The organism is Sphingobacterium thalpophilum (assembly GCF_038396785.1).
GTDB lineage: Bacteria > Bacteroidota > Bacteroidia > Sphingobacteriales > Sphingobacteriaceae > Sphingobacterium > Sphingobacterium thalpophilum_A.
Window position 1 is genome coordinate 5,228,938 of sequence record NZ_CP151087.1, and the last position, 16,919, is coordinate 5,245,856.

Sequence of the window (16,919 nt, forward strand, 5' to 3'; positions counted from 1 at the left end):
GCTTACCATAACAACCAAGTTAGAATCGCTAGAAAGCCGCCACGGATGAGTAATTCCTGTGTGAGCTCCTCGCGGTCCAGTTTATACCAGCTATATTTTTCATAATACTTTCGGATTATCTGTCTATTCTTTTGGTTGACGATTTTATATGTTGCTTTCATAAGCGATTTGTATTGATTTTCTACAAATCATGCAATTTTAATGCAGTTTTTATGGTTGAAAAGGGATTTCAGTAGTAATTTGGTACGATAGGTTATAAAATACTGACGGTTTGGGTATTTACACGATTAAATTCAAGAAATACGGCATTTAGGGTTTGTCTATGCACGCTATAGTTGCAGTTATTTATAAATAAGCGGCTTAAATAACGCATATTATCTAAGCCGCTCAAAGTAGTTGTTCGTGATTATACTAAAGTTCACTATTGTTGTCGAGTGTACCCGGCTCGTGCCCCGTCCCTTGCTCATGTCGTGCAGCCACTCTACGGGTGCGCTGTGTCTGATCTGTCGGAAGACTTTCGGTTCTTTTCCCGCCGATATAGAACGTATCTTCGCTAAAGTGATAATGATCGTAGAATGCAGTCGGGTCATAGCTGTTAGAGCTTACGACGAAACCTACATCGCCAGTGCCTTCAAATACATGACGTGTACTTAACTCTGTTTCGGGCGTGACTTTATCCTGTTGGTAAGCAGGCAGTCGAATTAACTGATCTTCACTGACGGATATGACCACCACTTCGCCATCGTCGGCAGGATTATACAGATAATCTGTTGCTGGTTCTTCCGTCGGAATTTCGTCTACCGTAAGGATCACGCTAGGATCGATGGGCTCGACAGGTGGAACCAGCGTGGTTTCCTCATTGCTGGCCTGAATTTGTGTACCATCATAAAGCGATGCTAATCCAATGGGGGCCAATACTTTCTTGTCTTCGTCAATAACAAAATCGGCGTCATGGAGATCAACGATGATATAACGGACTTGTAGGCTTTCAGGATCAAAGAGTAGATCATCCACCTTGCCGATCAATTGACCAGCTTCATTTTTCACTTTCCAGCCTCGGATATCTGGTTCGCCGTCGACAATTTCATAATCGCTTCCACCGAGTTCAATCAAATGATTATAGTTGTTTTCTTCTAATGCCATGTCTTTAATTTTATTGGTTATCAATTTTTATTTATTCCGAAAAACGACAATCTCCACATTGCGGTTCTGATTTCTGCCACTTGCAGTTTCATTGTTGGCGACTGGCGCTTTTTCACCACGAGAATGTATACTGATTTTTTCCTGAGCAATGTTGCCACGCTTGACGAGCCAGTCTTTGACAGCGGTTGCTCTTTCTACACCAAGCTGCTTATTGTGGGAAACTGTACCTGTGCTATCCGTATTGCCGAAAACGCCAACATAGGCTCCTTTAAAATTTTTATTTAAAGCTGCTGAAATCTGGTTGAGCTTCGCTTCAGCTGTACTTTCTAAGGTATTTTTATCGGTTGCGAACAAGATGTTTTCCCCTAACGAATAGATGGTATAAGCATCGCTCGAACGTACACGGATATCCCTATCCGTAATGTTTGGATCGGAAGATTCAGCACTGTTGAAATCAATTGAATTCCATTCTGGAACGGTGGTCGCAAGTGTGTCTCCTTGTGGCGCGCTTGAATTAACGGTCGTATCGGAGCTGGTTTCATTTAACCTAGCGCCACTGTTAGAACGATTGATGAAATAGAGGACCAATCCCAATGCGATCAGTGAAAGAAGGAGCCATAACCACCAAGGTGCTCCATTTTTAGGTTTTACTTCTAAATGTGCCATATATACTTTTTTCAAACAGAACAACATTTATTGAGCTTCGTTTGAAAAAGTTTTGTTTAGGAAGGATTGCTGGTTAAATCACACCGCCTGGAAAACGGTACAAAAGTCAGAATCGTACCTTCAGCGTACATGACCTGTTCCGGATCTTTGGGCTTTTAAAAATCTTTGCCGATAATTTCATAGTTTTACAGGCATGGGGTTTTATCGCTATTGTTTATATTTTATTTTGTTACTGCTCACTTCATGTGCAGCAGATACAAAACAGGCAAATTTTGCTACTGTTACAGAATCCTATTTCCGCTTGAGAAGATTGATTGGATAAGTGCTATTCCATTTGAAATAATTAAGTTTGTGGTATAGCGCTTATAAAAAATGCAATCTCTTTATTTCTATTGGTTACTTGTCTGTTCCTTCGTGGGTACGGCTGTTTTCGGGCAATCGCTGGATTATCCCTCTTTTCGCAATATTTCCTTGGGAACGAATGCAAATACAGTTCACTCTTTTGCACAGGATAGCTTGGGGATGCTTTGGCTGGGAAGTAACAATGGGTTATTTAATTATGATGGCTATGCGCTGCAGCCGCTCATGGGGACCAAATCTCCTTTTCAGACTTTCGTTTACTGTATTGCACTGATCGATAATAAACATTTCGCATTGGGGACAGGGCAGGGAGTGCTGCTCTATAACTATCAGTTCGACCGATTCGAATCTTTTCCGGCAGGGGGACCTGGAGATGTCAGGTCTTTGCTCCTTGTTGGCGATACCTTGTGGATCGGTTCAATAAGTGGTTTGTATTGCTATAATACCAAGACACGTAAACTTATCGATTATCAGAATTCATTTCCAAAGAACAAATCAAAAACCGCCGTGTATGCACTGGAAAAGGTGGGCGATAGAATCTTAATCGGTACATATAATGGACTTTTTGAATTAAATCCATCAAAAAAAGATATTGTGCCTCTACCGCTCCCAGATTATAGGCCGGGTAGTAATCAATTTGTGAATTCTATATTCTCTATTCCGGAATCGGCAAGTACCTATGTGGGGACAGAATACGGCCTGTATCGCTATAATACGAAGAGCTATACGCTTCAGAAGACTCCGGTACTACAAAACCATCCCATCAAAGCGATGGCTTCCAAAGATTCCAACACCTTGCTTGTCGGTACGGATGATGGTCTTTTTACGTATCAGCTGGATCAGCAGTTGGTCAAACGGATCAAACATGATTCCCGCAATAGAAACTCGCTGGCCAATAACATCGTGTGGAGTATCTTTAAGGATCGGTCGGAAAATATCTGGCTGGGTACCGATCTGGGATTTTCCTTATGGTCTAACCGCAAGGTGGAAAAAATACTGCCGATCTATCAATTGACAGCGAGCAGCGATGGCAACCGTTTTTATAAAATTAACAAGGATCGCAATGGCTGGTATTGGTTGGGAGGCGATAATGGTTTAATCCGTGTACGTGGGCTGGACGACAAGAATACGGAAAGCAGCTGGTACCGTATGGATGCCAAGACCTATCGTCTGGCACACAACCGTATCCGGGATATATTTGAGGATCATACGGGATTGGTGTGGATAGCCTCAGACGGTGGCGTCAATGTGTTTGATGCACATACGAAACAGTTTAAAACCTTTACAATTGTCGATGCCAGTGGAAGACGAAATGCGAAATGGTCGTACGACATCTTGCAAGATGGACAGGATAATCTCTGGGTGGCCTCCTATATGGGGGGAATATTTTTCGTCAACCGAAGCCGTTTATTGGAGGCGACGGGCCCGGTCATAGCAAGCCGTAATTTCAGTAAAGCTGACGGTCTTCTGGAAGATTTTGCCAATCAGATCGTTGACAATGGAAGGGGGAAGATCTTAGCGCTGTTCTATAATAAGGGGATCAGTAGCATTGATGTGGCCACAGGGAAAATAACGGAGCTCAAAGACAGCGCTGGGCATGCATTGGATCAGGCGACCTTTATGCTGAAGGATGGACAGCATACGGTGTGGGTAGGGGAACATGGCGAATTGAGGCGTATTGCTCCGGACGGGAAAAATACATTGGTTCGTTTTGATCCTGTTGGTAAAGGAGAAGTAACTGCCATGGCCGAGGTCAAAGAAAACATCTGGCTGGCAACGAGTACTGGAGTGTGGCAGGTTAATAAGCAGAGTTTAAAAACGGAACTATTAAGATACGGGCAAAGGATATCCTCGATGTATTACGATAAAGAGCGGGAGGAAGTGGTGCTGGGCGGAATTGATGAGCTGGTCCTGTTGCCCGCGCAAAATGAGCAAGCGGATCTGGATGGTTCCAAAAAGATTGTGCTCACCGCAATGTATGTCAATAATGAACGTTTCGGTAATTACGACTATGGTTTACGGTATAAAAACGAGATTGCTTTGGCGCATGATCAGAATAACCTTCGGCTTGAATTTTCCGATTTGGATTATGGAAATTATTTAGGCTATCGCCTAGCTTATGCTTTTAAAGGAAAAAATGAAACCTGGATTCCGATGGAACGGGGTGATAACAAAGTGCTCCTGTCCAACTTAAGTTCGGGTAACTACGACCTTCAGTTGGCTAAAGTGGATGTCGCCGGTCATGTTGTGTCGAAGATTTATACCTACCATATTCAGATCCGTTATCCATGGTACGCAAGCTATTGGGCCAAAACTGCTTACGCCCTCATTGTTATTTTCCTGCTATTTTGGGTCGTCAATTTTTTCAGGGTTCGCAGTACGCTAAAATGGGAAAGGCGCGAACGGAGGAAGGTACTTGAGCTCACAAAGATGAAAATGGACTTCCTGACAGCTGTGTCGCATGAGCTTAAAACCCCGCTAAGTCTGATTTTGGCTCCTGTCAGCCAAATGATGCGGCAGACAAAAAACAGTGACAAAAAGAAGCAGTTGGACGGTGTTCATCGAAATGCCTTAAAAATAAGCCATCTCATTCAGGAATTAATGACTTTTGATCAGGTCGAGCAGCAGCAGACGCCCTTGCAGGGCTTGCTTACCTCTCAGGTGGATCTGGTCGCTTATAGCAGGCAAATTATCACTGACTGGCAGCAGGTACCTGAGTACAGTACCGTCCATATTGACTTTGTTGCCGATGTAGAGAGCTTTTTTATACAGACCGATGTAGCCAAATTGGGGTCGATTCTCAACAACCTCATTGCTAATGCCTGTAAGTATAATCGTCCGGAGGGTGGCGTGGAACTGCGGCTGAAAGTAATTGGTCCGGATGTCAAGCTTGTCGTTCGGGATACGGGAATTGGTATAGCACCTGAAGACCTACCTTATGTCTTCAGCAAATTCTATCGTTCTTCCCTGAAAGAAGTGAGTGCTGTACAGGGCACGGGCGTTGGTCTGTACCTGGTCAAAAGTTATTGTGAGCAGTTGGGCTGGAGCGTTGATATAGCGAGCGATCAAAAGGGCACAGCCGTAACGCTTAGTTGGAAACATGACCATGTAAACGATAAGGATGCGACCGATAGCATATCGGTAGGGGCTAAACGAAAGCTACTGATCGTCGAAGATAATGCCGAACTCGCTGATTTTTTACGAAATGCCATGCAGTCGCATTACGATTGCCGCATTGTGAGTGATGGTAGCGAGGGCTTTCGCTTGATCGACGGACATAGTTTTGTGCCCGACATTATTCTCACGGATGCTATGATGCCCAATATGGGGGGAATTGAAATGGTGAAAAAACTACGACAAAATATCGTGACGGCAACTATTCCGATCATTTTGCTGACAGCACAAGACGATGAGCTGATCAGACGCGAGTGGGTTGCCGTCGGCATAGATGCTTATATGGCGAAACCTTTTGATCTGGACTTGCTCCAGATACAGCTATTGCAGCTCTTGGATAGGAAAGATAAGATTGTCGCTCAGTTGCGTATCGACGAAATCAGTAAACCCACAGAAGCAATAGCTGTAAATTCACCGGATGAAAAATTCCTGACCAATGTGACACAGCTGATCGAAGAAAATTTGGACGATTCGGAATTTTCGGTACAGCGGCTCAGTGAGCTCACGGATGTCGCCGCCAGACAACTCTATCGTAAAATTAAGCAACTAACAGGCTATACACCGGTGGAGTATATACGCAGCATTCGTATCAAAAAAGCAGCGCTGTTATTACAGCAAAAAAAGTTTACAGTTTCCGAGGTGATGTATATGGTCGGATTCTCCAATGCTTCTTATTTCTCAAAATGCTTTCAATCGGAATTTGGGATGTCACCAAAGGTGTATATGGAGGGTTATTTGTAAATAACTGATTTTTAGTACTGTTTGTTGTGTTGGGTGGTTGAGGATGTCCAATTTGTGTTGTTCTTTGTCCGATATGTGGCCTTAAAAAATAATCACGTTTGATAGGTTTGTAAGAGTAATAACCAAAAAATTATAAATCGATACAATCCATGCGTGTAATTATTTTATGCTGCTTTGCTCTTTTGGGCTATGTCAATTCTTACGCTCAATCGAAGGCGATTAAAAAGATCCCTACAGTTTTTGTCGACCGTGAAGGTGTCATGCGCTGGTCCGACTCCAACGCTGAAGCTTCATTTTATGGCGTCAATTATACCGTTCCTTTTGCCCATGCCTTTCGGGCTTTGCACGATAAAGGCTTCGATCGAAAGCAGGCTATTGATCGCGACGTTTACCACTTCGCCCGTTTGGGATATAATGCTTATCGTATCCATATTTGGGATGTAGAAATCTCCGATAAAAATGGTAACCTGATCAACAATGAACACCTTGATCTATTGGACTATCTGTTCTTTAAACTTCAGGAAAGAGGAATTAGGATCCTGATTACGGGAATGACCAATTTTGGTAATGGTTATCCAGAAAGAAATATAAATACAGATGCATTTACGTATCATTATGACAAGTGTGCAGTTCATGCTAATCCACAGGCGATAGTTGCACAGGAAAAATACATTACCCAATTACTTCATCATGTCAACCCCTATACCGGAAATGCTTATCAGACGGATCCTTATATCATAGGCTTTGAAATAAATAATGAACCTTGCCATACAGGTGCCATTCAGACAACGTCGGACTATATCGGTCAAATGGTGAAGGCCATGAAGAAAAGTGGGAACAAAAAACCGATTTTCTACAATGTAAGTCATAATATGGAACATGTTAAGGCTTATTTTGATGCTGATATCCAAGGGACAACCTATCAATGGTATCCTGTGGGACTGGTTGCTGGACGGGAGCGCCAGGGGAATTTTCTTCCTTACATTGATCAGTACGATATCCCTTTTTCAAACTTGAAAGGCTTTGCCAACAAAGCGAAGGCGGTTTACGAATATGATCCTGCTGATAATCTCTACAGCTACATGCATCCCGCAATGAGCCGCACATTTCGTTCGGCGGGATTTCAGTGGATCACTCAGTTTGCTTACGATCCGATGGATATTGCAGCCTACAATACCGAATATCAGACACATTATCTCAATTTGGCTTATACCCCGGCAAAAGCACTGAGTACCATGATCGCTGCGGAGGTAGCTTATACGATACCAAGAAATAAAAAATTTGAACAGTATCCTCAAGACACCCTATTTGGCGATTTTAGCGTCAGTTATGAGCAGGATCTCTCCTTGATGAATGCGCAGGATAAGTATTTTTACACCAATAATACGACAGTAAGGCCTTTAAATCCAACGAAATTGCAACATATTGCCGGTCATGGTTCATCACCTGTGGTGGAGTACGGTGGATCCGGTGCTTATTTTTTAGATCGTCTGGAAGATGGTCTATGGCGTTTGGAGGTTATGCCGGATGCAGAAAAAATCGCTGATCCTTTTGCTAAGCCATCGCTCGATCGGGAGGTGGTACATATCCTGTATCGGTCACAGACGATCGATATTCGGATTCCTGATCTAGGTGACCTGTTTACCGTCCGGTCACTGGTAGGGAAAAATGACACCGATGAAGCTATTTCAGTCGCTAAAACAAGTTTTAGCGTTAATCCTGGAGTATATCTGTTAAAACGTAAGAATCTCCAGCTGAAAAATAGCTGGCTAGCTTCCTCGCCCTGGAAAAATGGCTATTTGGGCGAATATTACGCGCCAAAAACTGAAGCGCTGAAGCAGCCTTTATTGATACACCAGCAGCCCGAAATATTGGAAAAAGGGCGCTCTACCAAATTGCAGTTCCGTTATGTTTTTGAAAAACAGCCCGATTCCATTATTCTACAAACGGACCAGGTTTCGTTTTGGAAAGATCATAATCCCTACATCAAGTTGATCTCCAAAGATAACTGTACCTATGAAGCGGACATGCCGGCATCCTTATTAGTGGGCAATGAATTGAAATATACAGCTACTGTGTTTGTGGGTGGTGAAAAAATCACCTACCCAGACAATCAGAAGGGAGCCCCGCTGGATTGGAATTATCGTGTCAATAGTTATTGGACGGTGGGTTTAAATGAGCATCGTGCATCTATAGCGCTTTTTGAGTCCTTGTCCAAAGTGTCTTCTTTGGAAACTTTCGCTATTCCAGAAACGGCTTACATAACTGCGCAACGGGAGCATCATGATCTCAGTAAAGTTCCTTTTTGGACCTATACTTTTCATGCCAAGGATTCGGGGGTACAGTATTTTTGGGTAAAAGATATCAAATCGACAATTGCTGAACGGCCTGCGGGTATCGCTGCTGCCACAAAGCTCTGTATACTCTTGAAACATGAGGGTGGAAATCCGCTGCTGAATGCTGGGTTTGTGACAAAAAAAGGGTATACCTATGTGGATAATATAGCTATTGGGGCATCCGGCGAAACAGTGGTCCGTATGGATCTAGCCGACTTAAAACTCGTGCCTACGGCTTTGCTACCTGCTCCTTACCCTGTATTTCTTGAGCGGTTTTTTAAGCCCACGGTTCAGGTTCAATTTGACAAAAGGGATATCGAAAAACTAATCGTTTCAGGCGAAAAGATGGAGGGGGTGGCACTATCTATAGCTGCGATATGGCTCGAATAGCGATGCAGCTGCATAATTCCACGGATCATTAGGCCATGGATAATAATCCGTCAGGCTATAAAGATCAAGATTTGGAGCAGGATGACGACCTGAAAAAACGACGGCGTTTTTTAGGGGAATGCTTAATAAAGCGGTAAGGAATACAAAAAATATAATAAAGGGAAAGAAAACAATTATAAACACATCTAAATTTTAAACAATGAAGGGTTTTGCATTTAAAACAAGTTTATTGGGCTTGTCCTTGCTATCCTGTCTTGGGGAAACGCAGCTTTATGCTGCAACGAAAGGGGAAAGCAAGTGGATCAGGTCGATGCAACAACAGGATGTCCGTGGAGTGGTCCGCAACGAGCAAGGGCAGGTGATGGCAGGTGTTACAGTATTGGTGGCCGGAACTACGGTGGGCACTTCAACAGCGAGTGATGGCTCGTACCGTATCTCATTGCCCAAGGGTAAATCCCAACTTCTATTTTCTGTTGTAGGCTACAGTAGCCAAACCTTGACGGTGGTAGGGGGAACATCCGTGGATGTCAGTATGGTGCCTGCGGGAAATGTGCTGGAAGAGCTCGTCATCGTAGGTTACGGTAGCACAACAAAAAAGGATCTAACCGGTGCCGTAAATACGGTTGGAAGCAAGGATTTTAACAGTGGACTTGTCGGCTCTCCCGAACAGCTGATCAATGGAAAAACAGCTGGTGTGCAGGTGATGTCCAACAGCGGTTCTCCTTCTTCCGGGAGTACGATACGTATCCGTGGGGGAGCCTCCTTGAGTGCCAGCAACGATCCATTGATCGTATTGGATGGGGTACCGCTAGAGACTGGTGGTATTAGTGGCAATAGTGGCAATTTTCTAAGTCTGATCAACCCGAATGATATCGAAAGCATGACGGTGCTCAAAGATGCGTCATCGACAGCAATATATGGATCCCGAGCATCAAACGGGGTATTATTGATAACAACAAAGAAGGGTAAAGGAGATGCTTTACGGCTTTCTTTCTCTTCAATCGTGTCCATGCAGCAGGCTATGGGAGTGGCTGATATGATGTCGCGCGATGAATTTGCCTCGCTCATCAATACCAAAGGGAGCACTGCCCAAAAGGCATTATTGGGCAATGCCTCAACAGATTGGCTGTCTGAGGTTTTTCAGGATGCCATCGGGACGGATAATAACTTAAGTCTACAGGGAAAGATCGGTAAAACCTTGCCTTTTCGTACATCGGTGGGCTATTATAATCAGCAAGGGACTTTGCGTACCGACAAAACGGAGCGCGTGACGGGCGCTTTGGTATTAAATCCCACTTTTTTTAATAAACACCTGACCGTAAATTTAAATGTTAAAGGTGCCCATAACAACAACGGTTTTGCCAATACCGACGCGATATGGTCTGCTGTAGCGTTTAATCCTACGCAACCGATTTATTCTGGGGCAGATGCGTATGGTGGCTATTACGAGAGTTTGGATAATGCCGGTCTTCCGGCAACAGGTGCAAACCTCAATCCACTGGGATTGCTCAAGCAGGAAAAACACCGTAGTACAGTCAATAGAGCCGTGGGTAACCTTGACCTCGATTATAAATTCCATCTGCTGCCTGAATTGAAAGCGCACGTAACACTCGGATATGACTATGCCAAAGGGAATGGATCGAATCTTATTCCGGCAAGTGCGGCCAATAATTTTACGATCGGAGGCGCTTTTGACCGTTATGAACAGACGCTTAAAAATAAATTGTTTACAGGCTATCTAAACTATAATAAGTTCTTCCCGGAAATTAAAAGTACAATTGACGTGACAGCAGGCCACGATTATCAATATTGGAGTGCCCGACGGCCACCTATCGTATACTATAACGAAGCTGGTGATATACGCTCGACTGCTATTGCATCTGACGAAAGACATACCCTGATTTCCTGGTACGGACGGATCAACTACAATTACGATAGCCGTTATTTATTAACCGCTACGGTCCGTATGGATGGAACTTCCCGATTCAGCCCCGAAAATCGTTGGGGAACATTTCCGTCAGTCGCCTTGGCCTGGCGTCTTTCGCAGGAGTCTTTCATGAAAGGAATCTCTTTCCTGGACGATCTAAAGCTCCGTGCGAGTTACGGTGTTACAGGGCAGCAGGAAGGAATCGGAAATTACGAATATTTGCCGGTATACAATTTGGGAACAGCCTATGCACAGTATCGTTTCGGCGATCAGTACCATCTGGTGTATAGACCATCGGTTTACAATAGGGACTTACGCTGGGAAACGACCAAAGCATTTAACTACGGCCTGGATTTCGCTTTCTGGAAAAACAGGCTGTCTGGTGCAATTGACTATTACACAAGAAAAACACATGATCTATTGGCCAATGTGCCTGTAGCCGCAGGAACCAATTTTGATCAGAACGCGACTATCAACGTAGGTAATGTCGAAAGTAGTGGCTTCGAATTTCAACTGAATACCGTACCCATACAAAAGGATAATTTGCGCTGGGAAGTCAATTTCAATGCGACTAATCAGCATACAAAAGTAACCAATATAGCTTTGGTGCAGGATGCCAATGCCGTGGGAACTTATGTGGGACCGAATGTCAGTGGCCGTGGTATACAGATTCTGACAACGGGGCATCAGCCTTACATGTTTTATGTCTACAAACAGTTGTACAATGAGGCTGGCAAGCCGCTAGAAGGTGTATATGCGGATCTGAATGGTGATGGAGCGATCAACGAAAAAGACTTATACCGCTATCAATCGCCCGCGGCAAAATGGCTCTTTGGTTTCAATACGCAGTTAACTTACAAAAAATGGACAGCAGCAACGACACTACGCGCAAATTTGGGTAACTACGTATTCAATAATACCAAAATGAATCTTAGTGCTTGGGAAACAGTTCAATATGTGGATGCGTCGATCAACAACTTACATCGGGATTACTTGAATACCCAATTCCAGACCAGACAGTATTATTCGGATTATTACGTCGAAAATGCTTCCTTCCTTCGGATGGAAAACCTGTCGGTGAACTATAATTTTGGTCAGGTGGGTAAGATCTCCAATCTACGTGTGGGTGCGGTAGCTCAGAATGTTTTTATTGTGAGCAAATATAGCGGCATGGACCCTGAGGTTCCGAGTGGCTTCGACAGTTCGTTCTACCCACGCTCAAGAACTTTCTCCTTGAGTCTCAATATGGATTTTTAATGGCTCCCTCAAAAAAGAAAACTTATATAGCGATGAAAAATATAAAAAGATATTGTTTTGGATTGTTGAGTATAATCGCATTGCTACAATCCTGTACAAAAGACTTAAACCAGTATCCCACTGTAGAAACTACTTCGGAGTCGGTATACACCTCTGTGGATGGTTACCGGGCAGTACTTGCTAAATTGTATGCCTCATTTGCCGTTGCGGGCAATGGACGTGGTGATGCCGATCCGGATATGGCGGGCAGCACGGCCTCTTGGGGTTACCTTCGGGTGTACTTTAACTTGCAGGAGGTACCGACTGATGAAGTGATCTATACATGGGCCGGAGGCGACAATATGACCGATATCCAGTATATGACCTGGGGAGCTTCCGATACCTGGGTCAATGCCATGTATTATCGGATCTATTATACGGTAGCCATCTGTAATGAATTTCTACGGAATGCAACAACAGAGAAGCTGGCGACTTTTAGTTCGGCCGAGCAGACACAAATTTTGGAGTTTGCAGCCGAAGCGCGTTTTCTGCGTGCATTGGCCTATAGTCATGCCATGGACCTTTATGGGAACGTTCCTTTTGTGACTGAAAAGGACCCGGTTGCTGCATTTTTTCCACCACGGATGACAAGAGCTGATCTCTTTGCATTTATTGAAAAAGAATTGACTGAGATCGAGACGATCTTACCGGAAGCACGTCAAAATGAGTATGGCCGGGTAAGCCGTGCTGCGGCCTGGTCCCTATTGGCCAAAAATTATCTGAATGCGCAGGTCTATACGGGTACAGCACGAAATGCGGAATGTCTGAATTATGCTAAAAAAGTGATTGATGCTGGATATTCCTTAAATGCGAACTATAAGCAGGTATTTAATGCTGATAATGATAAACGGACCAATGAAATTATTTTCCCGATAGAGGCCGATGTAGCGCATACAACGACATGGGGTGCGACAACGTATCTTGTCAACGGCCCTATTGTTGGAAGCATGAAATCATCGGATTACGGTGTGCTTTCCGGCTGGAATAGTTTTCGTACACTTCGCGAATTTGTGGCACTCTTTCAGGTGGAAGACAAAAGAGGTGATTTTTGGAAAAACGGCCAGTCCCTAGATGTCGAAGACCCCGCTGCCTCGAGCCAGGGATATGGGCTTGTTAAGTTTACAAATTTGAAAGATGATGGCAGCTATACCACAGATGAAGGTTTGGTAAGTACTGATTTCCCGATGATCCGCTTGGCCGACGTGTATCTAATGTATGCTGAGGCTGTACTGCGCGGTGGCGGAGGAAGTATACAGGAAGCGATCAGGTTGGTAAACAGTATCCGTCAGCGGGGGTATGGTAATTCGGCCGGAGCCATTGACCAGGCGCAGCTAACACTGGATTTTATCCTAGCAGAACGCGGGCGTGAACTGTTTTGGGAGTGTACGCGTCGCACAGACCTGATTCGATTTGGGAAATTTAACGGTAGCGATTACCTCTGGCAATGGAAAGGCGGTGACATGAACGGCCGCTCTGTGGATGCAAAATTCAATCTGTATCCGATTCCAACCACTGATATGAGTGCTAACCCGAATTTGATCCAAAATCCTGGCTACTAGCGCTGGCTGGCATTAATAACTAAATCTATGGGGATATACGGCTATTTGAGCACACATGCTGCGGAGGGTATCCAGGTATTCCCAGATGGACTTTTAAAGATAATGATACCTATGAAACAATTAACACTCTATATCCTGGTGTTGCTTTTCGTTGCCTGTAAAAAGGAGGGCGGGACACCGGCTGTCAGTGGGATAAAACCTGCGGTATTGTACAGCAGTACAACAGAACTGGTCTTAAAATCTACTGACCGCAAGGCCGTGGCCCTGCAGCTTGTCTGGGATGAGGCGATTTTGGCCAGCGATGAACCAATGGCGCAGTCGGCTTTAAAAAATAAAATAGAAATTGCTGCTGATCCATCTTTTTCTGCTGTCACCAAAAGTATCGAGCAGGTAGCAAGCTCGCTCAGCTATACGCATGAACAATTGAATAACCTTGTCACGGGAATGGGATTTTTGCCCGATGAAAAGAACGTGTTTTATGTCCGTATTGCTTCACGATTGGGAACCAATACAGATTGGCTCTACAGTAATGTGATCGCCCTGACTGTGACCGCTTATCAGCCCGTGGAGGATGCTGCCTATCTCTACCTATCTAATAAAGAGTTTACGCAATTTCCATGGAAACTGTGTTCGAGAAAGGAAGATGGTTTTTATGACGGTTTTGTGCGTCTCGACCAATGGTACAACTTCTATTTAACCAATGCGGAAAGCGCGAGTGCACCGATCATCTATGGTTCTTATCCCCTGGATGGTAGCCAATATATTTTGTATAGTGGAGCTGATCGCTGGAATTGCTGGACGAGTAAAGGTGGATACTTATACTTGACAGCCGATGTCAATAAGTTGGCCTGGAAAGAAACTTCCGTAGAATCCTTGACGGTAACGGGCGATTTTAATGGTTGGAGTGCAACAGCAACACCAATGGTATATGACCAGACGACGAAGGTTTGGAAAGCAACCATCACGACAACGGCAGCCGAACAATGGGGAATTAAGGTATTGATCAATGGCAGCTGGACTTGGTTTTTTGGCGCAGCAGAGGGCGATGGAAACTGTGCTTTGTATACGGCCGATGGAACTGGCTTCGCTTATAATAAGATCGGTACACATACCTTGATTCTTGATCTAAGCGATCCAAAACAATTCAAATATCATGTGGAATAATATAGATAGGGACGGGGTCTTAAATGAAATAATCGGATGAAAAAAATAAAAATAATGTTGGCCCTGATAAGCTTGTGTTTGGGCTTATCTGGCTGCAACGACAAAGATAATCTTCAGGTGGATGTACCTAAAACACATTTGGCAAAAGGTGCGGACGTGAGCTGGATTACTGAAATGGAAGCCTCAGGTGTGCAATTTTTTAATGCAGGAGGCAGCGCAGTGGATGGGCTGAAAATCTTGCGTGGACTGGGCATGGATGCGGTACGATTGCGTGTTTGGGTAGATCCCCAACAAGGCTGGTGCAACAAGAATGACGTACTGGTGAAAGCTCGTCGGGCGCATCATCTGGGCATGCGTATTATGGTGGATTTTCATTACAGTGACACCTGGGCGGATCCGGGACAGCAGACAAAGCCTGCCGCATGGAAGAGCTTATCGTTTGATGGGTTAAAGAAGGCTGTTAGTGATCATACAACGGAGGTTCTTCAATTGCTAAAAGATAGCGGTATCTCACCTGAATGGGTGCAGGTCGGTAATGAAACGGGCAATGGGATGCTTTGGGAAGATGGAAAAGCCTCTGTCAGTATGGCTAATTATGCCACATTGAATAATGCCGGCTATGATGCGGTAAAAGCGGTGTTTCCGGAAGCAAAAGTGATCGTACATCTGCATAATGGATTTGACAATGACTTGTTTCGTTGGATGTTCGACGGTCTGAAAAACAACGGTGGGAAATGGGATGTAATTGGCATGTCACTTTATCCGACCCCAGAAAACTGGGAAGAGCGCAATGCGGCCTGCATCAGTAACATCAAAGATATGGTTGCTCGATACAATTCGGAAGTGATGATCTGCGAGGTGGGGATGAGCTGGGATGAAGCAGATAGTGCTGAAATATGGTTAAAGGATCTTTTCAACGCTGTCAATAGCGTGCCCGATCAGAAAGTACTGGGTATATTCTATTGGGAGCCTTTGGCGTATGGTGGGTGGAATGGCTATACCCTAGGCGCATTTGACAATAATGGGCGCCCAACAAAAGCATTGAATGCTTTTAAATAAAGTATATTTAAGCCGCTGAATGACAATGAAAAAAATGAACTGTAGACTATAAACACATGAATTGATGATGAGATTATTACTGCGTACAACTTATTTTTTGTTTCTTTTATTCCTACTTGTTCCGGGCAATTCGCACGGACAGTCAGCACGCCAATCCTTCCTGTTGGAGAAAAACTGGCGTTTTTTTCAGGGTGAGGTTGTTCATGGGGAATCAGTAGCATTGGATGATAAGGCCTGGAAAAAGGTCACTGTACCCCATGATTGGGCTATTTTTGGGCCTTTTGACCGGTCACACGATCTGCAGGATGTTGCCTTGATCGTTTAGGCAGGGGAAGAAAATCGGGAAGAATTCAGATAAAGGGGAAATGCAAAGATTTAAAAGAGGGGGTATTAACTGTACAGACTGTAAATTCTAAAACGTTTTGACCGTAGCTTTTGTTTAAATGATACCTTAAGTAAGTTAGTGAGTTGATTGTATTTTAACAGAAAGGCTAGATCGATATCGATCTAGCCTTTCTTGTGCATTATTTTCTCCTAATCTGTAGCTTGACACCTAGGCCGAGGCCAATATAATCATCAAATTGAAGATACTTTTTCTGTACGGCGCTAACGAGGTAATATCGCTGGTATGAAGATCATAATAGAATTTTACGCCTTCAAAATAAGAGTTGCTGGATTTTATTTTATAACTGAAGTCCTGTCCTACAAAGATATTGATGCGTAGCCTGGTCGAAAACCGATAATAGCTATTCGGGTATTTGTCAGGTTCTTTATACCAAAATTGTTTACCCAATGTCGTATTGAGATAAGCACCGGTACGCAAGGGATGATAAGTAAACTGTTTATTGAGTTTAATTTTCCACGGTGTATACGATTGACGCAGCGTTAAGGTAAGTTTAGCCCGGTCTGTATCATATTTCGGTACATAGCCAAGCAGGAAATCTGTCGACTGGAATCTCTGTTCGGGAGAAATGGAAGCAATCAGCAAAGGCGGCGCTACATTCTTGGCTAAGATGAGTCAATGATGAAGTCTAAATATAAAAAAATACCGAAGCAATATACACTTCGGTATTTTTCGTGAAAAAGAAAAATTACTATTTCAAT

11 protein-coding genes are annotated in these 16,919 nt (G+C 43.9%); 7 read left to right on the plus strand and 4 right to left on the minus strand.

What is annotated here, in order from left to right; genetic code table 11:
* Window positions 1-2 precede the first annotated feature (2 nt).
* The 3 genes from AACH28_RS23155 to AACH28_RS23165 form a co-directional block, all read right to left on the minus strand.
* Window positions 3-161 carry a hypothetical protein gene (locus AACH28_RS23155; protein WP_172462486.1) on the minus strand — a complete coding sequence of 53 codons (159 nt, stop codon included), beginning with the start codon at window positions 159-161 and terminating at the stop codon, window positions 3-5.
* A 250-nt stretch (window positions 162-411) separates the two neighbouring features.
* Window positions 412-1,143 carry a PRC-barrel domain-containing protein gene (locus tag AACH28_RS23160; protein ID WP_341831643.1) on the minus strand — a complete coding sequence of 244 codons (732 nt, stop codon included), beginning with the start codon at window positions 1,141-1,143 and terminating at the stop codon, window positions 412-414.
* 27 nt (window positions 1,144-1,170) lie between these two features.
* Window positions 1,171-1,809: an OmpA family protein gene (locus AACH28_RS23165; RefSeq protein WP_341831644.1), complete on the minus strand. Its 639-nt coding sequence runs from the start codon at window positions 1,807-1,809 to the stop codon at window positions 1,171-1,173.
* Between the two features lie 372 nt (window positions 1,810-2,181).
* Between AACH28_RS23165 and AACH28_RS23170 the strand changes: the two genes are divergently transcribed.
* From AACH28_RS23170 to AACH28_RS23200, 7 genes are all read left to right on the plus strand, one after another.
* A complete protein-coding gene (locus AACH28_RS23170; protein ID WP_341831645.1) occupies window positions 2,182-6,084 on the plus strand; it encodes an ATP-binding protein in 3,903 nt (1,300 codons plus the stop codon).
* A 149-nt stretch (window positions 6,085-6,233) separates the two neighbouring features.
* Complete coding sequence (locus tag AACH28_RS23175; protein WP_341831646.1) at window positions 6,234-8,810, plus strand: hypothetical protein; 2,577 nt, start codon at window positions 6,234-6,236, stop codon at window positions 8,808-8,810.
* Window positions 8,811-9,009: 199 nt separating this feature from the next.
* A complete protein-coding gene (locus tag AACH28_RS23180; RefSeq protein WP_341831647.1) occupies window positions 9,010-11,994 on the plus strand; it encodes a SusC/RagA family TonB-linked outer membrane protein in 2,985 nt (994 codons plus the stop codon).
* Window positions 11,995-12,026: 32 nt separating this feature from the next.
* Window positions 12,027-13,592, plus strand: coding sequence for a RagB/SusD family nutrient uptake outer membrane protein (locus AACH28_RS23185; protein WP_341831648.1), 1,566 nt, complete (start codon window positions 12,027-12,029; stop codon window positions 13,590-13,592).
* A 111-nt stretch (window positions 13,593-13,703) separates the two neighbouring features.
* Window positions 13,704-14,756 (plus strand): DUF5111 domain-containing protein, encoded by a 1,053-nt coding sequence (locus AACH28_RS23190; protein ID WP_341831649.1) that lies wholly within the window; start codon window positions 13,704-13,706, stop codon window positions 14,754-14,756.
* Between the two features lie 36 nt (window positions 14,757-14,792).
* Window positions 14,793-15,815 (plus strand): glycosyl hydrolase 53 family protein, encoded by a 1,023-nt coding sequence (locus tag AACH28_RS23195; RefSeq protein WP_075993599.1) that lies wholly within the window; start codon window positions 14,793-14,795, stop codon window positions 15,813-15,815.
* A 64-nt stretch (window positions 15,816-15,879) separates the two neighbouring features.
* The gene (locus tag AACH28_RS23200; RefSeq protein ID WP_341831650.1) at window positions 15,880-16,140 is read left to right on the plus strand and encodes a hypothetical protein; all 261 of its coding nucleotides are present in this window, start codon (window positions 15,880-15,882) and stop codon (window positions 16,138-16,140) included.
* Between the two features lie 228 nt (window positions 16,141-16,368).
* On the opposite strand, the gene AACH28_RS23205 is transcribed toward AACH28_RS23200, so the two are convergent.
* On the minus strand, window positions 16,369-16,803 hold the full coding sequence (locus AACH28_RS23205; protein WP_341831651.1) for a hypothetical protein: 435 nt from the start codon (window positions 16,801-16,803) through the stop codon (window positions 16,369-16,371).
* Window positions 16,804-16,919 lie beyond the last annotated feature (116 nt).